The organism is Cupriavidus oxalaticus (assembly GCF_016894385.1).
In the GTDB taxonomy this organism is placed as follows: Bacteria; Pseudomonadota; Gammaproteobacteria; order Burkholderiales; family Burkholderiaceae; genus Cupriavidus; species Cupriavidus oxalaticus.
Genome location: NZ_CP069812.1, coordinates 2383708 through 2406863, shown reverse-complemented (window position 1 = coordinate 2406863; position 23156 = coordinate 2383708). Strand labels below are relative to the sequence as shown.

The following is a 23156-nucleotide window of genomic DNA, read 5'->3' as shown; positions in this document are numbered from 1 at the left end:
CCTGCCCGATCGCGAACGGCTCCGCGCGCCGCGCACCGGGCCCTTCCATGAATCGCCGCCCGCCGTGCTGGCCGGCGGCGTCCGGTATTCTCTTTGCCTTGTTCCCTGACGTCTTTCCCGACCGACGCAGTTACCGCAGCCATGCCGCGCTGCGGCCCACGAGCCCATGACGTCGCTAAGTTTCCGCCCCGGCCCTGATTTCCTCGAGCAGGCGGCCACCGCTGCCTGGTTTTTCCTGGACCGCTGCGGCGCGCCCGAAGCCGGCGCGCACGTGGTGGTGCCGACCGCGGCGCAGATTCCGGGCGTGCGCGAGGCGCTCGACGCCGCCGCCCGTGCGGCCGGACGGCCGCGCCTGTTGCCGCGCGTGCTGACGCTGGGCCACTGGCTGCTCGACCTGCCGCCGGACGGCACCCCGGTGCGCAGCCATGCGGCGCGTTTGCTGGCGGTGCAGCAGGCCGTGCGCGGGCAAGACTGGCTGCGCCGCGCCTTTGGCGCGCAGAACGAGACCGCGGCGTGGGGCCTGTCGCAGACGCTGCTTGCGATTTGCGACGAGCTGAATGCGCGCTGGCTCGAGGACGCCGCCATCCGCGATGACGACGACATCGACGGCGACGACCGCGCCGCGCTGCTGCAGGGCGCGCTGGAACGGACCTACTCGCACCTGTCCGAACGCTTCCTCGGTGAAGAGGCGCGCATCGTGCTGGCATTCTGGCAGGCGCTGTCCGGGCCCGACGATCCGCTGCCGGCGCGGCGCCGCGCGTTGCGCGAACTGTCGCAGCAACTGCGCGGCCCGGTGGTGTGGATCGCGCCGACACCCCCTGCGCCGCTCGAAGCCGCGTTCCTGCGCGATGCCGCCGAACTGGTGCCGGTGCTGCAGGTCGGGTACGACTGGGCAGGGCAGGGCGAAGCCGATGCCGACTGGTACCAGACGCTGCTGTCGCTGTGGCCCGAGGCACGGATCGCCGAGAATGCCGATGTCATTACGCCACCGCCCGCCATGCCGGCACTGCCCGGGCAACGCCCGGCCATCCGCGTAATCGGCAGCGCGCGCTTCGAGGACGAAGCCGCGGCCGCAGCGGCGCAGCTTGTGCAATGGCTCAACGAGGGCCGCCGCCAGGTCGCGCTGGTGGCCCATGACCGCGTGGTGGCGCGGCGCGCGCGCGCGCTGCTGGCACGTGCCGGTGCCCCGGTGCGCGACGAGACCGGCTGGAAGCTGTCGACCACGCGCGCGGCCGCGGCGCTGATGCGCTGGTTCGACCTGCTGGTGCGCGACGGCGATACCGCGGCACTGCTCGACCTGCTGAAAAGCCCGTTCTGCCTGCCCGGCTTCGCCGAGCGCGGCGCCGCCATCGCGCTGCTGGAGCGCCAGGTGCGGCGCGAGGGTATTACCGGCGGCTGGCCGCGCCTGCGGCAATTGTTCGGCAGCGCACCGACCAGCGCGCCCGAGCCTGGCAGCGACGAGGAGGAGGCAGCCGAGGCGCCGCGTCGCGCCGCCCGGGCGCTGGTCGCGCTGCTGGCCGACGAGGCGGCACGCTGGCCGCGCGGCCTGGCGCAGCATCCGCTGGCGACGTGGCTGGAGCGCCTCGACGGCATGCTCGACGGCCTCGGCATGCGCGCCGCGCTGGCAGCCGACGATGCGGGCAGCCAGTTGCTCGATGCACTGGCGCGGCTGCAGGAGTTGCCTCAGGACGAAACCGGCGGCCATGCCACGCTGTCGCAGGGCGAATTCCGCGCCATGCTGTCGGCGCTGCTCGAATCGGTCGCATACAAGGAGCCTTCGGCAAGCGGCCCGGCGCGCATCACCATCCTGCCGCTGAACGGCGCGCGCATGCGCCGTTTCGAGGGCGTGGTGATCGTGGGTTGCGACGATGCGCAATTGCCGTCGAGCGCGGCGGAGCTGATGTTCTTCTCCAACCAGATGCGGCGCGAACTGGACCTGGAGGATCGCGAGGCGCGCTTCGCCCAGCAGGCACGCGACCTGGCGGAGGTGCTGCTGAACAACGCCGATGTGGTGATGACCTGGCAGCGCTACGGCGGCCGCGGCGAACCGCACCACGTGTCGGGCTGGATCGAGCGGCTGGCGGCGTGCTGCGCGCGCAGCGGCGTCATCATCGACGGCAACGCCGTGCCGCAGGCCTACGAAACCTTCGCGGAACCGCAAGGCATGCCCGCGCCCTCCGCGTTGCCGGAGCTGGTGCCGCAGCGCTGGAGCGCGCAGGCCTACAACATGCTGCGCCGCTGCCCGTACCAGTTCTTCGCCGGCCGCATGCTCGGCCTGGCGGGTCTGGAGACCGTCAGCGACGAACTGGAAAAGCGCGAGATCGGCGAGCACCTGCACCGCGTGCTGCTGCGCTACCACAAGGACCTGCACGCACGGCGCGAGCGCGGCGAGACGCTGTCGCAAGACCAGCGCCTGGCGCGGCTGCGCGAGATCTCCGACGATGTGTTCGGCGCGCTGATGGCCGAGGACGGCAATGCCATTGCCTATTACCGGCGCTGGTGCGAGGTGCTGCCCTCGTATGTCGCGTGGCAGTCGGCGCGCGAGGCCGAGGGCTGGTTCTGGCGCGGCGGCGAGCTCGATGCCGGCATCGACCTGCCCATGCCCGACGGCCAGCCCTTGCGGCTGACCGGACGCATCGACCGCCTCGACCAGGGGCCGGACGGCGCGCATGCCGTGCTCGACTACAAGACGCAGAGTGCCACGCGGCTCAAGCGCAAGCTGGCCGAGGTCGAGGAGGATTGCCAGCTGCCGTTCTACGGGCTGTTGCGCGCCGATGCGGTGGACGGCAGCTGGGTGTCGCTGGAAGGCGCGAAGGAAAGCGCGCGCGACACCTCGGCGGCGGCGCAACGCGAGGTCGGGCTGCCCGACTTCCAGGCCGCCGTCACCTGGCTCGAGCGGCAGATGCGCCATGACGTGATGCGGCTGCGCCAGGGGGCCAGGCTGCCCGCGTTCGGCGATGCCTCGGCCTGCGTGTATTGCACCGCCCGCGGCCTGTGCCGCAAGGGCTTCTGGGAATCCACCGCCGTGCCGGTGCTGAAAACATGATGGTCCACGATCCGCTCAATACCCAGGTCCAGCCCTACCAGCGCGATGGTCATCCCGTGTCGGAGGCCGAGTTCACGCGTGCGGCCTGCGATCCTGCGCGCTCGGTCGTGGTCGAGGCCTGCGCCGGCAGCGGCAAGACCTGGCTGCTGGTGGCGCGCCTGGTGCGCCTGCTGCTGGCCGGCGCCGCGCCGCACGAGATCCTTGCGATCACCTTCACGCGCAAGGCCGCCGAAGAGATGCGCGACCGCCTGCTGGAAGCGCTGGCGCAACTGTCGCGCGATCCCGACGACGACGTCATCGCCGCGCTGGTGCAGCGCGGCCTCAGCCCGGAAGCCGCGCGCGAGGCGCTGCCGCGTGCGCGCCGCCTGCATGCGCAGGTGCTGGCCGCGCCCGGACGCATGGCGATCGATACCTTCCACGGCTGGTTCGGCACGCTGCTGCGCGGCGCACCGCTGGCATCGGGCATCGTGCCCGGCGCGTCGCTGCGCGAAGACGCGCTGCGCATGAAGCGCGAAGCGTGGGCGCCGGTCTGGCGCGCGCTGGCGACGCCGCAGTACGCCGACCTGCGCGCCGCCTGGGAAACGCTGGTCGACACCGTGGGCGACTTCCAGGCGCGCGCGCTGCTCGACGCCATGTTCCATGCCCGCAGCGAATGGTGGGCGATGCAGGAGGGCGGCAGCCCGCTGCAGGCGCTGTCCGACTGCCTGGGTGAAGACGCCCAGGGTGACGTGCTGCTGCAGGCGCTGGCCGACGAAGGCTGGCGCGATGCCTGCGAGACGCTGGCGCTGCGCCTGGGCGGCGGCGGCAAGACCGAGCAGACCCATGCCACGCGCATCACCGACGCCCTGATGGCCATCACCGCCTGGCGCGAAGCCGGCGCGGCGCCGGGCAAGGCCGCCGAACGCGTATTCGCGCAACTGCGCGCGGCGTTCTTCACCACCACGGGCGAGCCGCGCTCGCTGCGCCGGACCAACGCCCTCGTCAAGGCCGCGGGCGGCGAGGGCATGGTCGACACGCTGCTCGACCAGCACGCTTCCATCTGCGCGATGCTCGACGAGATCAGCGCCCGCTGCTGCGAGGCCGCGGTGCTCGCCATCAACCAGGCGCTGTTCTGCATCGGCGACGCGTTGCTGACGCGCTACCAGCAGCACAAGCAGGAACAGCGCGCGATGGACTTTGCCGACCTGGAGTGGCAGGCCGCACAGCTGATGTCCGATGAAGAGACCGCGACCTACCTGCAGGTGCGGCTCGATGCGCGCTACCGCCACCTGCTGCTCGACGAATTCCAGGACACCAACCCGCTGCAGTGGCGCATCCTGCAGGGCTGGCTGGCCGGTTACGCGGGCCTGGGCGAGCGCCCGACCGTGTTCCTGGTGGGAGACCCCAAGCAATCGATCTACCGCTTCCGCCGCGCCGACGCGCGCCTGTTCGGCGCCGCCGGCGAGATGCTGCGCGATGCGTTCGGGGCGACGGTGCTGCGCACCAACCGCACGCGGCGCAATCGCGCCGAGGTGCTGGACTGGGTCAATGCCGTGTTCGACGCGGCGCGCGTCGAGGGGCGCTACCCGCTGTACGAGACGCAGACCTCGGCGCTTGCTGAAGGTGGCGGTCCGGTGTGGCTGCTGCCGCTGGTGGAGTCCGCAGAAGACAAGGCAGGCGACAGCGACAACGAACCGGAAGCACAGGCCGGGGACGACGCCACACACCGCGACACGCTGCTGCAGCCGCGCCGCCAGTCCGGCGATTCGCTGCGCCTGGAAGAAGGCCGGCGCGTGGCCGCGTGGCTGCGCCATGTGCGCGACACCGTGCCGGTCCACGAGAACGGCGCCACACGTCCCGCGCGCTGGAGCGACATGCACCTGCTGGTGCGGCGCAAGACCCACCTCGCCGACTACGAGCGTGCCCTGCGCGAGGCCGGCATCCCATGCCTGAGCCCGCGCCGCGGCGGCCTGCTGGCCACGCTGGAAGCGCTGGACCTGTCGGCCTTGCTGGCCTTCCTGATGACACCGGAGTCCGACCTCGATCTCGCCCACGTGCTCAAGAGCCCGCTGGTCGGCGCGACCGACGATGACCTGCTGGTCCTGGCGCAGCTGGAAGGCGAGGGCGGCTGGTGGGCGCGCATCGAAGCCAGCGGCCTGCCCGGGCACGTCTCGGAGGCATTGCGCGAAGGCGTGCCGCGGCTGCGCCAGTGGTTGCGCGTCGCGCCGCACCAGCCGGTGCACGACCTGATCGACCAGATCTTCCACGGCGGCGAAGTCCGGCGCCGCTATGCCGAAGCCGCGCCGCCGGATATCCGCGAGCAGGTCCTGGCCAATCTCGACGCTTTCCTGAAGCTGTCGCTCGACCTCGACGGCGGCCGCTATCCGAGCCTGCCCAAGTTCATCGACGAGCTGCAGGAAATCCGCCGTGGCGACGAGGGCGAAAGCCCCGACGAAGGCGGCATGGGCGACAACGCCGAAGACATCGAGCCGGCCGAGGACGATGCCGCCTTCGCCGGCCTCGATGCGGTCCACATCCTGACCGTGCATGCGGCCAAGGGCCTGGAGGCGCCGTTCGTGGTGCTGCTCGATGCCAACCACAGCGATCCCGCCGCGGACAGGGGCGGGATCCTGGTCGACTGGCCGCCGTCGTCGCCGGTGCCGCGGCATTTCTCGGCATATGGCAAGCGCAGCGAGCGCGGACTGGCGCGCGCGCCGATGTTCGAGGCCGAGGCCGCGCTGGGCGAGCGCGAGAACTGGAACCTGCTGTACGTTGCCATGACGCGGGCACAGCAAGGCCTGCTGGTCAGCGGCGTGAAGGGCCGCACCAGCCGCGCCGGCGCCAGCGAGAACAATGCGGAGATCGCCGGCAGCTGGTACGTGCGGCTGCAGGGCGCGGGTGTGGGCGAGGTGTTGCCCGCGTACCCGGAACACCTGGCGCAAGCGGCCGACAGCGAGGCGCCCATGCTGGCGCGCCTGAGCGAGCCGGTGCGCTTCACCGACTTCCGCCTGCGCTACCGCGATGCCGGGGCGCTGCCATCGTTCGAGGACGACGCGCAGTCCGATGAAGAGCCGTCGGAAGACGACGGCATCGTCTTCAACGCCGCGGCGGCTCGCCACGGCGAACTGGTGCATGCCCTGCTGGAGCGGCTGACGCGCTATCCGGAAGCCTTCGCCGGCATTCCGGACATCGATACGGTGCTGCGCTGGTTCCCGCTCACCCGCGCGCATACCGCCGAGGCGCGGCAGGCGTGGCGCGATCAGGTCGATGAGGCGCTGGCAGCGGTGCGCGTGATGCTGGGCGCGCCGGCGCTGGCGCCGCTGCTGTCGTCGGACGAGGCCGGCAGCGCGCGCAATGAAGTCGAGCTGTATGACGCGCGCGGCCGGCTGCTGCGCATCGACCGGCTGGTGGAATTCGACGACCGCGTCGTCATCGTCGACTACAAGCTGCGCCTGCTGCCGCAGGAGCACGCGGCCTATCGCGCGCAGCTGGGGCGCTACGTGGCGGCGGTCGCGCCGCTGTTCCCGGGCAAGCGCATCGAGGCTGGCGTGGCCACCGCGGATGGCGAATGGATTCCCGCCGAGCGGCTGGCGCCGCCGATGCTGACGCAGCAGGGTTCGCTGTTCTGAGTGGAGACCGCGCCGGACAGCTTCCGCAAATCGGCGCAGAATGGGCCGTGGGTGCGCCGTGTGCGGCGCACCCAAGCCGGCATGCTGTACTAAAGTGGCAGGAACTGCGCTGCAAGCCGCGTGCGCATGCCGATGCGGAAAGCTGCTCGCGTAAGCGTGGGGTGAAGCGGTGGAAGGGTGAAGCAGGAGGGATAGCGGGAAGGTGGACGAGCCTGACCCTCGGCACTGGTGGAAAACGGCTGTGGCTGCTTCGTTCCCGACCTGACCAGGTTGACCGCGCCACCATGCGAGGAGGCCCGTCCGAGCGGCATTGTAACCTAGTCCGAGGCATCGCGTCGAATTGCCTTGTCCGCCACGGGTCATTGCATGCGGCAAGGCACCGGCTTGATCTGGCGCAGGCAGTGCGGGCCGCGCTGGCCCGACCATGACAGGCCGTCGCATTGCAGCGGCGCGGCGCGCCGGCGATGCGCGTCCCGGATCCCCTGATTCACCCAACCACGGAGCGTGGTGAGCCCAGACATGAACGCAAACGACCAGATCATTCACGGTGCCATGGCGCCGCAGGAAATCTCCACCGAAGTCCTGATCGAAAAATACGCCAAGGGCGAAGAAGGCAGCATTGCCGACGTCAGGCAGCGCGTGGCGCGTGCGCTGGCGCAGGCCGAACCCGAGGACGAGCGCGAGGCCTGGAGCGCGCGCTTCCTGTGGGCACAGGAAAACGGCTTCGTGCCGGCCGGGCGCATCAACTCCGCCGCCGGCACCGGTATCCAGGCCACGCTGATCAACTGCTTCGTGCAGCCGGTGGGCGACTCGGTGTCGGAAGCGCGCGACGGCCGGCCCAGCATCTACGCCGCGGTGGCGCAGGCGGCCGAGACCATGCGCCGCGGCGGCGGCGTCGGCTATGACTTCTCGGCGATCCGGCCCGCTGGCGCGCTGGTGCGCGCGACGCATTCGCGCGCGTCGGGGCCAGTGTCGTTCATGAAGGTATTCGATGCCTCGTGCGCGACGGTGGAATCCGCCGGCGCGCGCCGCGGCGCGCAGATGGGCGTGCTGCGCTGCGACCATCCGGATATCGAGAGCTTTATCCACGCCAAGGACAAGGGCGATCTCACCAACTTCAATATCTCGATCGGCGTTACCGACGAATTCATGCGCGCGGTGCAGGCCGACGGCGAGGTCGAGCTGATCCATGAAGCCGAGCCCGGCGCCGACATGATCGCCGCCGGCGCCTACCGCCGCGACGACGGCCAGTGGGTGTACCGCCGCCTGCCGGCGCGGCAGCTGTGGGACCAGGTGATGCAGGCCACCTATGACCACGCCGAGCCTGGCATCCTGTTCCTGTCGCGCATCAACGCCGACAACAACCTCTATTACTGCGAGCGCATCGAGGCCACCAATCCCTGCGCCGAGCAGCCGCTGCCGCCGTATGGCTGCTGCTGCCTGGGTTCGATCAACCTGACGCGCTTCGTGCGCCAGCCGTTCTCGCCGCAGGCCGAATTCGACTTCGATGCCTTTGCCGAAGTGGTGCGCGTGGCCACGCGCATGCTCGACAACGTGCTCGACGTGACCTTCTGGCCGTTGCCCGAGCAGCAGGCCGAGGCCCACGCCAAGCGCCGCGTCGGCCTGGGCTTCCTGGGACTGGGCAGCGCGCTGGTGATGCTGGGCCTGCGCTACGACACCGAGCCGGCGCGGCAACTGGCGGCGCGCATTGCCGAGCGCATGCGCGACGAGGCCTACCTGGCCTCGACCGAACTGGCGGCGCAGAAGGGCGCCTTTCCGCTGCTGGATGTCGACGCCTACCTGCAGAGCGGCTTCGCCAGCCGGCTGCCGCAGGCCGTGCGCGATGCCATCGCGCGCAATGGCCTGCGCAATTCGCACCTGCTGTCGATCGCGCCGACCGGCACGATCACGCTCGCCTTTGCCGACAATGCCTCCAATGGCATCGAGCCGGCCTTCTCCTGGACCTACAACCGCCGCAAGCGGATGCCGGACAACAGCTACCGCGCGTTCGAGGTGGCGGACCACGCCTGGCGCCTCTACCGTCACATGGGCGCCGACATGGCGCAGTTGCCGGACAGCTTTGTCACGGCGCTGCAGATGTCGGCGCTGGACCATATGCGCATGCTGGAAGCGGTGCAGCCGTATATCGACACCAGCATCAGCAAGACCGTCAACGTGCCGGAGGACTATCCGTACGAGGCCTTCCGCCACCTGTACCTGGAGGCCTGGCAGGCGGGGCTGAAGGGGCTGGCGACCTATCGCCCCAATTCGGTGCTTGGCGCGGTGCTGTCGGTCGATGCCCCGGCGGCAGCGCCTGCGGCGGTGGCCGACGACAACCCGCTGGTGCGCCCGTTCAACAGCCGGCCGGTCGGCGACCTGGAGGGGGTGACCTCCAAGGTCGAATACCTGACCTACGAAGGCCACAAGACCGTCTACCTGACCGTCAACTTCATGCGCGTGGCGGGCGTCGCCGACGGCAGGCCCGTGGCGATCGAGCGGCCGGTGGAGTTCTTCATGCCGGCGGGGCAGCGCAGCGAGGGCCAGCAGTGGATCACCTCGACCATGCGGCTGCTGTCGATGGTGGCGCGCTCGGGCGGCTCGGTCGCCAAGGCGCTGGCCGACATGCGCAACGTGGTGTGGGACAAGGGCACCGTGCGCTATGGCTCGCTGGTGCGGCAGGACGGCACCGAGGTGCCGCGCTTCCATGACTCGGAGGTGGCGGCGCTCGGCTACGCGCTGCAGCGCATCCTGATCAAGCGCGGCTTCCTCGATGCGGAAGGCGGGCAGGTGCCGGTGACGGCGCTGGCGGCCCGGCTGGCGCAGCGCGACGGCGGCGGGGCGGCGGCCGCCGAGGCCGGGATCGCGGTCCAGGCCGGCGCCGGCGTGGCCGTCCCCGGCGTGGGCACCGGCAAGCCTTGCCCGGAGTGTGGCGCGCACGCCCTGCACAAGGTCGACGGCTGTGCGAAATGCGCCAATTGCGGCTACGTGGGCGAATGCGGCTGAAGCCGTCCCGCGCCTGAAACCCGTCAGCGGCGCGGCGCCGCTGGCAGGCCTGCGCTCCAGGCCGCAAACTCCGGCCCTGCGGCGGGCTGGGGGCGGTCGCCATTTGCTACAATCGCCGCCATGAGTTATCAAGTTCTAGCGCGCAAATGGCGCCCCAGGGATTTCACCACGCTGGTCGGCCAGGAGCACGTGGTCCGCGCGCTCACGCACGCGCTGGAACAGCAGCGGCTGCACCACGCCTACCTGTTCACCGGCACGCGCGGGGTCGGCAAGACCACGCTGTCGCGGATCCTGGCCAAGGCCCTGAACTGCACCGGCGCTGACGGCAACGGCGGCATCACCGCCCAGCCATGCGGGGTGTGCAAGGCCTGCACCGAGATCGACAGCGGCCGCTTCGTCGACTACATCGAGATGGACGCCGCCTCCAACCGCGGCGTCGACGAGATGGCGCAGCTGCTCGACAAGGCGGTCTACGCCCCCGGCACCGGGCGCTTCAAGGTCTACATGATCGACGAAGTGCACATGCTCACCAACCACGCCTTTAACGCCATGCTGAAGACGCTGGAAGAGCCGCCCGGGCACGTCAAGTTCATCCTCGCCACCACCGACCCGCAGAAGATCCCGGTCACGGTGCTGTCGCGCTGCCTGCAGTTCAACCTCAAGCAGATGCCGCCGGGGCATATCGTCTCGCACCTGGACCATATCCTGGCGCAGGAAGGCATCGGCCATGACGGCAACGCGCTGCGGCTGCTGGCGCAGGCCGCGCACGGCTCGATGCGCGATGCGCTGTCGCTGACCGACCAGGCCATCGCCTACAGCGCGGGGCAGGTCTCCGAGGAAGCGGTGCGCGGCATGCTGGGCGCGATCGACCAGGGCTACCTGGTGCAGCTGCTCGATGCGCTCGCCGCCGAGGATGGCGCCGCCATGCTGGGCATCGCCGATGCCATGGCCGACCGCAGCCTGTCGTTTGCCGGCGCGCTGCAGGACCTGGCTTCGCTGCTGCACAAGGTCGCGCTGGCGCAGGCCGTGCCGGCTTCGGTGCAGGACGAATGGCCGGAGGCGGACGATGTGCGCCGCCTCGCCGGCGTGTTCGACGCGCAGGAAGTGCAGCTGTTCTACCAGATCGCCAACCTCGGCCGCAATGAACTGGCGCTGGCGCCGGACGAGTACGCCGGCTTCACCATGACGCTGCTGCGCATGCTGGCGTTCCGGCCGTCGGCATCGCCGGAGCCGACGCCGCCGACCGTGGCGCAGGGACAGGGCGGCGGCGCCGCGCCGTCGCGGCCGCGTAGTGCGGCGCTGGCGGCCGATCCGGCCACGGCCCGGCATGCCGCCGTGGCGGCCGCACCAGCCGCACCAGCCGCACCAGCCCCTGTAGCTGCTGTAGCAGTGCCGATGCCGGCGGCGGCAAAGCCGGCCGTACCGGCACCCGTCTCCGAACCAGCGGCCCAGCCCGCAGCGCCTGTTGCGCCTGTTGCGCCTGTTGCGCCTGTTGCGCCAGCCGCACCGGCGCGGCCCGCGCCCGATGCTGCCATGTCGCCGGCGCGTGCCGCGCTGGCGGCCGCACGTGCCGCATCCGCGCGCGGGGGCGCGCGCAATGCCCCGCCCCCTGCCGCGCCCGCCGCCGCAGCGGCTCCCGCGCAGCGTCCGCCCGCGCAGCCGTTGCGCGCGCCGGGTGCTGCTGCCGTGAGCCGTCCCGCCGCGGCGCCGGCCCGGCCGGCCCCGCAGCCGCCCGCGCAAGCCCAGGCACCGGCGCAGCGTACTGTGCCGCAGCCCCCGGCAGCGCCCGCCAGGCCGGCCCTGGCCGCGCGCCAGCCTGAACCCGAATCGGTACCGCCGTGGGAGATGTCCGGCGGCAGCGATGTGCCGCCATGGGAAGATCTGCCGCCGGACTTGCCGGTCATCGGTCCCTATGACAGCGACCCGGGTTTCCGTGCGGACGAGCGGGACAACGGCTTCGGCGACAACGGTTTCAGCGAGCCGCCGGCACGTGTCAATCCACGCAACGGCGCGGCCAGGCCCGCCAGCGCCCCCGTGCGCGAAGCCGAGGCCGCCGCGCCTGCCGCATCGGCCGAGGGCGCGAAGCTCGTCGCGCCACGCCCGCCCGCAGCGGGCGAAGACGGCTCGCCGCCGGTCTTCACCGGCGACTGGCCGGCGCTGGCTGTCGGCCTGCCGCTCAAGGGCCTGGCGCAACAGCTGGCGTACCAGAGCGAACTGACGCAGGTGGTCGGCAATATCTTCAACCTGCGCATCCCGGTGGCCGCCCTCGGCGAGAACGGCGTTGCCGAACGCCTGCAGCAGGTGCTGTGCGACCACTTCGGCCAGCCGGTGCGCGTGCTGTGCGAGGTCGGCGCGGTCGCTGTCACCGCGGCGGCGGCCGATGCCCAGGCACGCGCCGAGCGCCAGCGCGAAGCCGAGGCCGCGATCGAGGCCGATCCGTTTGTGCAAGGGCTGCTGCGCGACTTTGGCGGCCAGATCGTGCCGGGCTCGATCCAGCCGCGCGCGGCTTGACGGCCCCAGTCCGCGCCATCCGCCACGAATTTCCACCACCGAATTTTTTACCGAATCCAGGAGCGTTCCATCATGATGAAAGGTCAACTCGCCGGGCTGATGAAGCAAGCCCAGCAGATGCAGGAAAACATGAAGAAGATGCAGGAGCAGCTGGCCCAGATCGAGGTCGAGGGCCAGTCCGGCGCCGGTCTCGTCAAGGTGGTCATGACCTGCAAGAACGACGTCAAGCGCGTCACCATCGACCCCAGCCTGCTGGCCGAGGGCGAGGACAAGGACCTGCTGGAAGACCTGGTCGCCGCCGCCTTCAACGATGCCGTGCGCAAGGCCGAGGCCACCACGCAGGAGAAGATGGGCTCGATGACCTCGGGCCTGCCGCTGCCCCCCGGCTTCAAGCTGCCGTTCTGAAGGCAGGCGTGAAAGCCGGTGTGAAGGGTTCCGCGCCGACTTCGCTGCAGGCGCTGGTCGAGGCGCTGCGGGTGCTGCCGGGCGTCGGGCCCAAGTCCGCCCAGCGCATGGCCTACCACCTGCTGCAGCACGACCGCGAGGGCGCGCGCAAACTGGGCGACGCCCTGCGCGGCGCGGCGGACCATATCCGCCACTGCCAGCGCTGCAACACCTTCACCGAGCAGGAAATCTGCGAGACCTGCCTGGACGAGCGCCGCGACGCTGCGCTGCTGTGCGTGGTGGAAACGCCGGCCGACCAGGTCATGATCGAGCAGACGCTGACTTACCGCGGCAAGTACTTCGTGCTGATGGGCCGGCTGTCGCCGCTGGACGGCATCGGCCCGCGCGAGATCCACCTGGACCGGCTGCTGGCGCGCGCCACCGAGCCGGAACTGGGCGGCCCGGTCGGCGAAGTCATCGTCGCCACCAACTTCACCAGCGAAGGCGAGGCCACCGCCCACTACATCGGCGAAATGCTCAAGGCGCGCGGCCTCAAGGTGTCGCGCCTGGCGCGCGGCGTGCCGGTCGGCGGCGAGCTGGAATACGTCGATGCCGGCACTATCGCGCGCGCGGTGATGGACCGCCGCACTCTCTGATCCCTGCGGCGCGGGGCGGCATGCCCGCGCCGGACTTTTCCGCGTCTGCCTGCCCCATGAACCTGGCCCGCTTCGATCTCGTCACGCTTGGCTTGTTCGTCGCCGTGGCGCGCCAAGGCAGCATCTCGGCCGGCGCGCGCCAGTCGCACCTGGCCGTGGCGGCCGCCAGCAAGCGCATCTCGGACCTTGAGACCGCGGTGGGCGCGCCGCTGTTCTTCCGCCATGCCGCCGGCGTGCAGCTGACCGAGGCCGGGCAGGCCTGCTTCCACCACGCGCTGACCATCCTGCAGGATGTGGAGCGCATGGCCGGCGTGATGTCGGACTATGCGTCCGGCGTGCGCGGGCAGGTGCGCGTCTGCGCCAACACGTCGGCGATCACGCAGTTCCTGCCGGACGACCTGGCGTCGTTCATGCAGCGCCATCCCACCATCCGCATCGAGCTGGAAGAGCAGAACAGCCGCGACATCGTCGCCGCGCTGGTGGAGAACCGCGCCGATGTCGGCATCTTTGCCGACCGCACGCCGGCGGCGGGGCTGATGACGGTCGAGTACCGCCAGGACGAACTGGTCATCATCACGCCGCCCAACCATCCGCTGGCTGCGCGCGGCCCGGTACGGTATGCCGATACGCTCGAATTCGACTTCGTCAGCCTGCCGCAGGAAACCTCGCTGGCGGCGCGTCTGCTCGAGGAAAGCAGCCGGCTCGACCGGCCGTTCCGGCTGCGCATCCAGGTGCGCAGCTTCGACGCCATGTGCCGCATGGTGATGGCCGGCCTCGGCGTGGGCGTGCTGCCGCGCATCGCGGCCGAGCCGCATGTCAAGTCGATGGGTTTGTCGCTGGTGTCGCTGCAGGATGCGTGGGCGCGCCGCTCGCTGCTGATCGGGCTGCGCGACCCGGCGGGCCTGACGGTGTCGGCGCGTCTGCTGATCACCCATCTGTGCGGGGACAAGGCGCCGTTCTGAGGCCGTTGCATCGAGGCCGTCTGCGCTTTGCCAGGCAGGGGATCCAATACCACCGTCATTCCCGCGCAGGCGGGAATCCAGCGTCTTTTTTAAAGTCACTGGGTTCCCGCCTGCGCGGGAACGACCGTGGAGCCTTTCGCGTTCCGAGAAAACCCGCTTCTCCGATTGCCGATTCCTGGCTCGCCCCTCGCTCGGGCACACTCCGTGCCAATGACAGACGCGGCGGTATCGATCACCAGATCGGATTTCCGCAGCGCAACAAATCCCCCGCATTGCACGGAGACACGCCATGGCGCAACAGATCCTCGAGGGCATCCGCGTCCTCGAACTCGGACAACTTATCGCCGGCCCCTTTGCCGCGAAGACCCTGGCCGATTTCGGCGCCCACATCATCAAGGTAGAACCGCCCGGGCAGGGCGACCCGCTGCGCAAATGGCGCATGCTGCATGAGGGCACGTCGGTGTGGTGGGAAGCACAGTCGCGCAACAAGGAATCGATCTGCATCGACCTGCGCCAGCCGGAAGGGCAGGCGCTGGTGCGCAAGCTGGCCGCCGAGGCCGATGTGCTGATCGAGAACTTCCGCCCCGGCACCATGGAGAAATGGGGCCTGGGCTGGGACGTGCTGCATGCCGACAACCCGCGCCTGATCATGCTGCGCGTGTCGGGCTACGGCCAGACCGGCCCCAGGAAGGACGAGCCGGGCTTCGCTGCGGTGGCCGAGGCCATGGCGGGACTGCGTCACCTGACGGGCGAGCCGGGCCGCGCGCCGGTGCGCGCCGGATTGTCGCTGGGCGACACCATCGCCGGGCTGCACGGGGCCATGGGCGTGCTGCTGGCGCTGTACCAGCGCGATGCGCGCGGCGGCGAGGGCCAGGTGATCGACGTGGCGCTGTACGAATCGCTGTTCAACCTGAGCGAAAGCCTGCTGCCGGAATACTCCGCCTTCGGCGCGGTGCGCCAGCCCGCCGGCGGCGCGCTGCCGGGCATCGCCCCGTCCAACGCCTATCCCTGCAGCAGCGGCGAATACGTGCTGGTGGCGGCCAACGGCGATGCCATCTTCAAGCGCATGATGCTGGCCATCGGCCGGCCCGACCTGGCCGATGACCCGGCGCTGGCGCAGAACGACGGCCGCGTGAAACGTGTCGACGAGATCGATGCCGCCATCGCCGACTGGACCCGCACGCAGACGGTGGAATCGGTGCTGGCGGTGCTGCGCGAGGCGCAGGTGCCGTCGGGCCGGATCTATACCGTCAAGGACATCGCCGAGGATCCGCACTACCGGGCCCGCGGCGTGATCGAGTCGGTGACCTCGGCCGGTGGCCTGACCGTGGAAGTGCCGGGCGTGGTGCCCAGGCTGTCGGCGAGCCCGGGCGGCATCCACGACCGCGCGCCCACGCTGGGCGAGCATACCGATGCCGTGCTGAAGCAGGCGGGCTTTGATGACGCTGCTATCGCCGACCTGCGCGCGCGCAAGGTGATCGCATGAGCGCCGCCGCTCAACTGCGCGGCCCGGCCCGCGTCGAAATCAATGAAGTCGCGCCGCGCGACGGCCTGCAGATCGAGCCGGTGGTGGTGCCCACCGACGGCAAGGTCGCCTTCGTCGACGCGCTGTCGGCCTGCGGCTTCGCCCGCATCGAAGCCACCTCGTTCACGTCGGCGCGCGCCATCCCCGCGCTCGCCGATGCCGAAGCGGTGATGCACCAGATCCAGCGCTATCCCGGCGTGCGCTACACCGTGCTGGTGCCCAACCTGCGCGGGCTGGAACGCGCGCTGTCGTGCCGGCCGGACGAGGTCAACCTGGTGATGTCGGCCAGCGAGACCCACAACCGCGCCAACCTCCGCATGACGCGCGAGCAATCGCAGGCGCAGTTGCTGGCGATGATCGACGCCGCCAGCACGGCGGGCGTGCCGGTCAACATCTCGCTGTCGACGGTGTTCGGCTGCCCCTTCGAGGGTGAGGTCGAAACCGACGCGGTGATGGCGCTGGCCACGCGCTTTGCCGAAGCCGGCGCGGCGGGCATCACGCTGTGCGACACCACCGGCATGGCCTATCCCACGCAAGTGGCCGCGCTGTGCGAGCGGTTCCAGGCAGCACTGCCCGGCACCGGCCTGACCATCCACCTGCACAACACGCGCGGCATGGGCCTGGCCAATGCGCTGGCGGCCTGGGAGACCGGCGTGACCCGCTTCGACGCGGCCGCCGGCGGCCTTGGCGGCTGCCCGTACGCGCCCGGCGCCAGCGGCAACGTCAGCACCGAGGACCTGGTCCACATGTTCGACTGCATGGGCGTGCAGACCGGCGTCAACCTCGGTGCGCTGCTCGACGCGGTGGCCGGCCTGCCCGAGCTGGTCGGCCGCGACATCCACAGCCAGTTGCTCAGCGCCGGCCCGCGCCTGCGCACGCACCAGCCGCCGGCATGGATGGCGGAGCATTTCGCGGCGCAAGCCTAGTGGACTAGCGCCGCACCCGGACAACAACAAGACATTGACAATACAAATGGAGACCCTCATGAAGCAAGCCCTTCAACGCATCGCTGCCAAGCCCGCTACCACCGCCTGCGCCAACCGGCGCAAGGCCGTCGCTGCCACACTGGCCGCGCTCGGTGCCGCGTGGCTGGCGCCTGCCGCGCTGGCGCAGGACGCCTATCCCAGCCGCCCGGTCACGCTGGTGGTATCCGCTGCGGCGGGCGGCACCACCGACATCGCGGCACGAATGATTTCCGAGCCGCTGTCCAAGGCGCTTGGCCAGCCGGTGGTGGTGGACAACAAGCCCGGCGGCAACGGCGGCATCGCCGCGCAGCTGGTGGCGCGCGCCAAGCCGGATGGCTACACGCTGATGCTGCAGTACTCGGGCTTCCACGTGATCACGCCGCTGCTGATGAAGAACCTGTCGTGGGATCCGGTCAAGGACTTCGCGCCGGTGGCCAATATCCTGTCGGCACCGCAGGTGCTGGTGGTGCGCCAGAGCCTGCCGGTCAAGTCGCTGAAGGAGCTGGTCGCGTACGCCAAGGCCAATCCGGACAAGCTCAACTACGCCTCGTCGGGCAACGGTTCGCTGCAGCACGTCTCGACCGAGCTGCTGAACCAGATGGCCGGCACCAAGATCGCGCACGTTCCGTACAAGGGCACCGGGCCGGCCATCACCGACCTGCTGGGCGGCACGGTCGACCTGACCATGACCACGCCGCCGCCGCTGATGGGCCATATCGCCGCGGGCAAGCTGCGCCCGCTGGTGGTGACCAGCAAGACGCGCCTGCCCAGCCTGAAGGACGTGCCGTCGGCGCCCGAGGCCGGCTACCCCGACCTCGACGTGTCGTCGTGGTTCGCGATGTACGCGCCGGCGGGCACGCCCAAGGCCGTGGTCGACAAACTGACCGGCGAGATCGAGAAGATCATGCGCACCGAAGCCTTCCGCAAGAAGGCCGAGGAACTGGGCGCCGAGGCGAAGTACATGAATCCGCAGCAGCTGGCGCAGTACCAGAAGGCCGAACTGGCGCGCTGGGGCAAGGTGATCAAGTCTGCCGATATTCACGCTGAATAAGCATTGAAGCTCGAATGTTGTCTCCCCTTTCCCATTTATGACCCATTTATGGGAGAGGGGAGCACGCCGGCAGCACGCATAGGTATAGATACCGATGCGGACCCCTTATCCACCCGGTAGCATCGCAACTTGCCGCACGGCGGCACGCCGTGCTTTCGCGCATCGCCGTCCGAATCCAGATGGACAGAAAACGGGTAGGAGACAAGCATGTATAACAAGAAATTCTGGAAGCAGTTCCTGATCGCGCTGGCGCTGTTCCTGGCCGGCTGGTTCACCTTCGGCCATGCGCAGGCGCAGGGCAAGCCGGAGAAGACCAAGGTCACCATCGCGGTCGGCGGCAAGAACCTGTTCTACTACCTGCCGCTGACCATCGCCGAGCGCCAGGGCTACTTCAAGGACGAAGGCCTGGACGTCGAGATCGTCGACTTCGCCGGCGGCGCCAAGGCGCTGCAGGCCGTGGTGGGCGGCAGCGCCGACGTGGTTTCGGGCGCCTACGAGCACACCATCAACCTGCAGGCCAAGGGCCAGCGCTACCAGGAATTCGTGCTGCAGGGCCGGGCGCCGCAGATCGTGCTGGTGGTGTCGAACAAGACCATGCCCGACTTCAAGTCGATCGCCGACCTGAAGGGCAAGAAGATCGGCGTGACCGCGCCGGGGTCGTCGACCAACATGATGGCCAACTTCGTGCTGGCCAAGCATGGGCTGAAGCCGTCGGACGTGTCGTTCATCGGCGTGGGCGCCAGCGCCGGCGCGGTGGCGGCCATGCGCTCGGGCCAGATCGATGCGATGGCCAACCTCGACCCGGTGGTCTCGATGCTGACGCAGAAGAACGAGGTGCGCATCGCCTCGGACACGCGCACGCTCAAGGACACGCAGGCGGTGTTCGGCGGCAACATGCCGTCGGGCTGCCTGTATGCGTCGCAGGCCTTTATCCAGCAGAACCCCAACACCACGCAGGCGCTGACCAATGCCATGGTGCGCGCGCTCAAGTGGCTGCAGAAGGCCGGCCCGTCCGACATCGTCAAGGCCGTGCCGGAAAGCTACCTGCTGGGCGACCGCGCGCTGTACCTGGCGGCATGGGACAAGGTCAAGGAAGCGATCTCGCCGGACGGCACCATGCCGGCCGACGGCCCGCGCACCGCGCTGAACACGCTGCAGCAGTTCGACGCCGAACTGAAGGGCAAGCCGATCAGGCTGGAAGAGACCTACACCAACGCTTTTGTGCAGAAGGCCAACGCCAAGTACAAGTAAGAGCGCGCTGCGCACGATACCGGCCCGCTGCCCGCAGCGGGCCTTTGCTTTGCGGCAGCGGCAGCCAATCCCTCATCACTCGCCAGCGGCACGGACGGCGAACGACACGGTGCACCATGAGCATTCCCGCACTCTCCCTCGACAAGGTCACCTGCACCTTTGTCTCGCGCGATGACCGCGGCCAGCGCTATACCGCGGTCAAGGACGTCACGCTGTCGATCCAGCCGGGCGAGTTCGTCTCGGTGGTCGGCCCGACCGGCTGCGGCAAGTCGACGCTGCTGAACGTCGGCGCCGGCCTGCTGGAGCCCTCCAGCGGCGAGATGCGCGTGTTCGGCGAGCCGCTGCGCGGCATCAACCGGCGCGCCGGCTACATGTTCCAGACCGAGGCGCTGATGCCGTGGCGCAGCGCGCTCGACAACGTCGTCGCCGGGCTCGAATTCCGCGGCGTGGCGCGCGCCGAGGCCGTGCGGCAGGGCGAGGAGTGGCTGCGCCGCGTGGGCCTGGGCGGCTTCGGCGACCGCTATCCGCACCAGCTTTCCGGCGGCATGCGCAAGCGCGTGGCGCTGGCGCAGACGCTGGTGCTGGATCCGGACATCATCCTGATGGACGAACCGTTTTCCGCGCTCGATATCCAGACGCGGCAGCTGATGGAGAACGAGGTGCTGGACCTGTGGGCCGCAAAGCGCAAGGCGGTCCTGTTCATCACCCACGACCTCGACGAGGCCATTGCCATGAGCGACCGCGTGGTGGTGCTGTCGGCGGGGCCGGCCACGCATCCCATCGGCGAGTTCGCCATCGACCTGCCGCGCCCGCGCGACGTGGCCGAGATCCGCAACCATCCGCGCTTTGTCGAGCTGCACGCCGCGATCTGGGACGTGCTGCGCGAGGAAGTGCTCAAGGGCTACGCGCAGCAGCGCAAGGTGGCCTGAGCCGCCGATCACAACGAGACCTCAATCCGATGGCTTTCCGTAACGACTCCAAGGGCATGCTGCGTGTGTGGCAGCTGCTCGTGCTGGTGGTGATCCTCGGCGTGTGGCACGCGGCCACGCGCTCGCAGCAGGTTGCCTTCTTCTTCGGTGAACCGCTGATGGTCGCGCAGCGGATCTGGAACTGGTTCTTCGTCGCTCGCGATATCTACCTGCACCTGGGCGTGACCTTGCTCGAGACCGTGCTGGCCTTCGGCATCGGCACGCTCGCGGGCCTAGGCGTGGGCCTGTGGCTGGCGCTGAGCCCGCTGACCTCGGCCATCCTGGATCCCTACGTCAAGGCGATGAACTCGATGCCGCGCGTGATCCTGGCGCCGATCTTCGCGGTGTGGTTCGGCCTGGGGATCTGGTCGAAGGTGGCCCTGGCGGTGACGCTGGTGTTCTTCATCGTCTTCTTCAACGTCTACCAGGGCGTCAAGGAAGTGAGCCCGGTGGTGCTGGCCAATGCGCGCATGCTGGGCGCCAACCGGCAGCAGCTGCTGCGCCATGTGTACCTGCCGAGCGCGACCAGCTGGGTGTTTTCGTCGCTGCATACCTCGGTGGGGCTGGCCTTTGTCGGTGCGGTGGTGGGCGAGTACCTTGGCTCGGCGCGCGGCGTGGGCTACCTGATCCTGCAGGCCGAGGGCACCTTCGACATCAACACCGTGTTCGCCGGCATCGTGGTGCTGACCGCGTTTGCGCTGATGCTGGACTGGATGGTCGGCATCGGCGAGAAGCGGCTGATGAAGTGGCAGCCCAGGAGCGGGGAGACGGAGAAGCTCTGACCTCCGAGTCCGCGCTGGTTTGCTCCCCTCTCCCGCGCGCGGGAGAGGGGCAGGGGTTGAGGGCAGGCGCTGGCATACCGGCAGCGGCCTGACTTCATGGATTCGCCAGGCTCTCACCCCAACCCTCTCCCGCAAGCGGGAGAGGGGGCACACAATCGGTCGCCCCAAAACAGACCGACACCGTCAGCCCGCCATTCGGCGTATCGCCAAGCGCCACGGTGGCGCCGTGCAGCCGCGCGATCTCGCGCACGATCGACAGGCCCAGCCCGGTGCCTTCCGCGGACCGTCCGCTCTCGCCGCGATAGAAGCGGCGGAACACCGCATCGCGTTCGGCCGGCGCAATGCCTGGGCCGTTGTCCACCACCTGCAGCACCGGCATGCCGCCCGACAGCGCAACACGTACGGTGACCACCGCACCACGGCCCGCATAGCGGATCGCATTGTCGATCAGGTTGCCCGTCATCTCCTGCAGCAGCTCTGCCTGCCCGTCGAGCTGCACCGGGCCGTCGTGCTCGAATCCCAGGTCGATCTCGCTGCCCCGCGCCACCGGCGCCCATTCCAGCGCCACGCCCTGCGCCAGGGTATCGAGCCGCAGTGGCCGCAGCGTCGGCGCGTAGCCCGCATCCGGCTCCAGCCGCGACAGCGACAGCAGCTGCTGCACGCCCTTGGACGCATGCCGCACGGTGCCGTGCAGCAGCCGCACATGCTCGCGCACGCGTTCGCCATCGCGTTCGCGCAATGCCAGTTCGGATTGCGCCTGGATGATCGCCAGCGGTGTCTTGAGCTGGTGCGCGGCATCGGCAAAGAAGCGCTTGCGCGCCTGCACCATGCGGTATAGCCGCGCCATGTACTGGTTCAGCGCCTGCACCAGCGGCTTCATCTCCGCAGGCAGGTCCTTCTGCTCGATCGGGTCAAGCTGGGTGCCGCGGTGCGCGACGGTGTCGGAGAGCCGGTGCAGCGGCCGCAGCCCGCGCCGCACGCCGAACCAGACGATGCCCAGCGCCAGCGTCACCAGCACCAGTTCCTGCAGCAGCGATCCGACCAGGATATCGCGCGCCAGCAGCTGGCGCGGCTCGATGGTTTCGCCGACCAGCACCCACACCAGCCGCGTGCGTGCGGAGCCGACGTCGTGGACCGGCAGCCGCTGCGCCGCCATGCGCAGCGGCTGTTGGCGGAACTCGGTGTCGTAGAACACGGTGCGGTAGAGCTGCAGCGGCGCTTCGGCCGGCATCGGCAGGTCGTCGTAGCCGGTTACGGTGGCGCCGTCTTCGTCGCGGATGCGGTAGTAGATGTGCGGGCCGGCCTGCTCGTCGAACAGTTCCAGGGCGAGGTTGGGCAGGTCCACGTCGAGCCGCCCCTCGCGCAGCCGGATGCCTTCGCGCATGGCGCGCAGCGACGCTTCCAGCGTGCGGTCGAAGGCGGTATGCGCGGCCGACATGGCGCGCTGGTACGTGAGCCAGGCATCGAAGGCGAGCAGGCCCATCAGCGGCACCAGCAACCACAGCGACAGCTGCAGCCGCAGGCTGGGCGGCCGGCGCGCCCCCCCCTCATTGCGGCTGGGCACAGGCCGGCGCCAGCCGCGACTCGAGCAGGTAGCCGAGTCCACGCAGCGTGACGATGGCCACGCCGCTGCCATCGAGCTTCTTGCGCAGCCGGTGCACATAGATCTCGATCGCGTCCGGGTTCACCGATTCATCGATGCCGAAGATCTTCTCCGACAGGGCTGCCTTGTTGACTGCCCGGCCGTCGCGCAGCAGCAGCACTTCCAGCACCGCGCGCTCGCGGCCGGTCAGTGCCAGCAACTCGCCGTGCAGCATGAAGGCGCGGCTGATGCTGTCGTAGTGGAGCGGGCCGAATGCAAGCTGCGTGTGGTCATGCCCGTGGCTGCGGCGGATCAGCGCGCGGGCGCGCGCCTCCAGTTCGGACAGGTCGAACGGCTTGGCCAGGTAGTCGTCGGCGCCGAGGTCGAGGCCGCGCACACGGTCTTCCACCGAGCCATGCGCGGTCAGGATCAGCACCGGCAGCGGGTTGCGGCGCTGGCGCAGGCGGCGCAGCACCTCCAGCCCGTCGAGTCCCGGCAGGCCGAGGTCCAGGATCAGCAGGGCGTAGTCCTGGGTGCACAGCAGGCTGTCGGCGCTGCGGCCGTCGTGCATGCAATCGATCGTGAAGCCGGCCTGGCCCAGGGCCTGGCTCAGGGAGTCAGCCAGCATCACATTGTCTTCGGCAAGCAGGATACGCATGGAACGGGATAGGGCGAAAAGATCGGCAAAACGGCACGGCTATCCGTCCGGATGGCCGAGGCCAGACTGATACAGCGATCTGCCGCGGCTTAGAAGCTAGGGAAACTCCCAACCCCTCCCGTGGCCGGCGAGCGCGAATTGCCCCGATTCCGAAAGCGAACTGAAAGTGCGCGTCCCCTACCATCCGCCCCGTTCCGCATCAAG

The 23156-nt window shown here is 69.7% G+C and carries 15 protein-coding genes and 1 other RNA gene; 13 read left to right on the top strand and 3 right to left on the bottom strand.

Annotation, left to right across the window (positions count from 1 at the left end; all coding sequences use genetic code 11):
* Positions 1 to 166 precede the first annotated feature (166 nt).
* Positions 167 to 3046 carry a PD-(D/E)XK nuclease family protein gene (locus tag JTE92_RS23470; RefSeq protein ID WP_063238146.1) on the top strand — a complete coding sequence of 960 codons (2880 nt, stop codon included), beginning with the start codon at positions 167 to 169 and terminating at the stop codon, positions 3044 to 3046.
* Positions 3043 to 6654: a UvrD-helicase domain-containing protein gene (locus tag JTE92_RS23465; RefSeq protein WP_063238145.1), complete on the top strand. Its 3612-nt coding sequence runs from the start codon at positions 3043 to 3045 to the stop codon at positions 6652 to 6654. Before JTE92_RS23470 ends, JTE92_RS23465 begins: the two co-directional genes overlap by 4 nt.
* Positions 6655 to 6856: 202 nt before the next feature.
* On the opposite strand, the gene ffs is transcribed toward JTE92_RS23465, so the two are convergent.
* Positions 6857 to 6955: signal recognition particle sRNA small type (ffs, locus tag JTE92_RS23460), an RNA gene on the bottom strand.
* A gap of 218 nt (positions 6956 to 7173) precedes the next feature.
* On the opposite strand from ffs, the gene JTE92_RS23455 reads away from it, so the two are divergent.
* The 11 genes from JTE92_RS23455 to JTE92_RS23405 all read left to right on the top strand — a co-directional run bounded on the left by JTE92_RS23455 (position 7174) and on the right by JTE92_RS23405 (position 20712).
* Positions 7174 to 9657, top strand: coding sequence for an adenosylcobalamin-dependent ribonucleoside-diphosphate reductase (locus tag JTE92_RS23455; RefSeq protein ID WP_063238143.1), 2484 nt, complete (start codon positions 7174 to 7176; stop codon positions 9655 to 9657).
* Between the two features lie 120 nt (positions 9658 to 9777).
* The gene (locus JTE92_RS23450) at positions 9778 to 12168 is read left to right on the top strand and encodes a DNA polymerase III subunit gamma/tau (protein WP_063238142.1); all 2391 of its coding nucleotides are present in this window, start codon (positions 9778 to 9780) and stop codon (positions 12166 to 12168) included.
* A 72-nt stretch (positions 12169 to 12240) separates the two neighbouring features.
* A complete protein-coding gene (locus tag JTE92_RS23445) occupies positions 12241 to 12573 on the top strand; it encodes a YbaB/EbfC family nucleoid-associated protein (RefSeq protein ID WP_012353187.1) in 333 nt (110 codons plus the stop codon).
* Between the two features lie 20 nt (positions 12574 to 12593).
* The gene (gene recR, locus JTE92_RS23440) at positions 12594 to 13208 is read left to right on the top strand and encodes a recombination mediator RecR (RefSeq protein WP_063238141.1); all 615 of its coding nucleotides are present in this window, start codon (positions 12594 to 12596) and stop codon (positions 13206 to 13208) included.
* Between the two features lie 56 nt (positions 13209 to 13264).
* The gene (locus JTE92_RS23435) at positions 13265 to 14170 is read left to right on the top strand and encodes a LysR family transcriptional regulator (protein ID WP_063238140.1); all 906 of its coding nucleotides are present in this window, start codon (positions 13265 to 13267) and stop codon (positions 14168 to 14170) included.
* Between the two features lie 289 nt (positions 14171 to 14459).
* Positions 14460 to 15656 (top strand): CaiB/BaiF CoA transferase family protein, encoded by a 1197-nt coding sequence (locus JTE92_RS23430; RefSeq protein ID WP_063238139.1) that lies wholly within the window; start codon positions 14460 to 14462, stop codon positions 15654 to 15656.
* Positions 15653 to 16621 (top strand): hydroxymethylglutaryl-CoA lyase, encoded by a 969-nt coding sequence (locus JTE92_RS23425; RefSeq protein WP_063238138.1) that lies wholly within the window; start codon positions 15653 to 15655, stop codon positions 16619 to 16621. The genes JTE92_RS23430 and JTE92_RS23425 overlap by 4 nt, the downstream gene beginning before the upstream one ends.
* 58 nt (positions 16622 to 16679) lie before the next feature.
* On the top strand, positions 16680 to 17711 hold the full coding sequence (locus JTE92_RS23420; protein WP_063238137.1) for a Bug family tripartite tricarboxylate transporter substrate binding protein: 1032 nt from the start codon (positions 16680 to 16682) through the stop codon (positions 17709 to 17711).
* Positions 17712 to 17918: 207 nt separating this feature from the next.
* Entirely contained in the window at positions 17919 to 18962 is a 1044-nt protein-coding gene (locus tag JTE92_RS23415; RefSeq protein WP_063238136.1) for an ABC transporter substrate-binding protein, read from the top strand.
* 116 nt (positions 18963 to 19078) lie between these two features.
* The gene (locus JTE92_RS23410) at positions 19079 to 19891 is read left to right on the top strand and encodes an ABC transporter ATP-binding protein (RefSeq protein WP_063238135.1); all 813 of its coding nucleotides are present in this window, start codon (positions 19079 to 19081) and stop codon (positions 19889 to 19891) included.
* 29 nt (positions 19892 to 19920) lie between these two features.
* Positions 19921 to 20712, top strand: a complete 792-nt coding sequence (locus JTE92_RS23405) for an ABC transporter permease (protein ID WP_063238134.1) — start codon at positions 19921 to 19923, stop codon at positions 20710 to 20712.
* 94 nt (positions 20713 to 20806) lie between these two features.
* Here JTE92_RS23405 and JTE92_RS23400 read toward each other — a convergent pair whose 3' ends face one another.
* Together JTE92_RS23400 and JTE92_RS23395 are read right to left on the bottom strand one after the other, a co-directional pair.
* Positions 20807 to 22195 carry a sensor histidine kinase gene (locus tag JTE92_RS23400; RefSeq protein WP_232353364.1) on the bottom strand — a complete coding sequence of 463 codons (1389 nt, stop codon included), beginning with the start codon at positions 22193 to 22195 and terminating at the stop codon, positions 20807 to 20809.
* Positions 22196 to 22259: 64 nt separating this feature from the next.
* Positions 22260 to 22952 (bottom strand): response regulator, encoded by a 693-nt coding sequence (locus JTE92_RS23395; RefSeq protein WP_063238133.1) that lies wholly within the window; start codon positions 22950 to 22952, stop codon positions 22260 to 22262.
* Positions 22953 to 23156 lie beyond the last annotated feature (204 nt).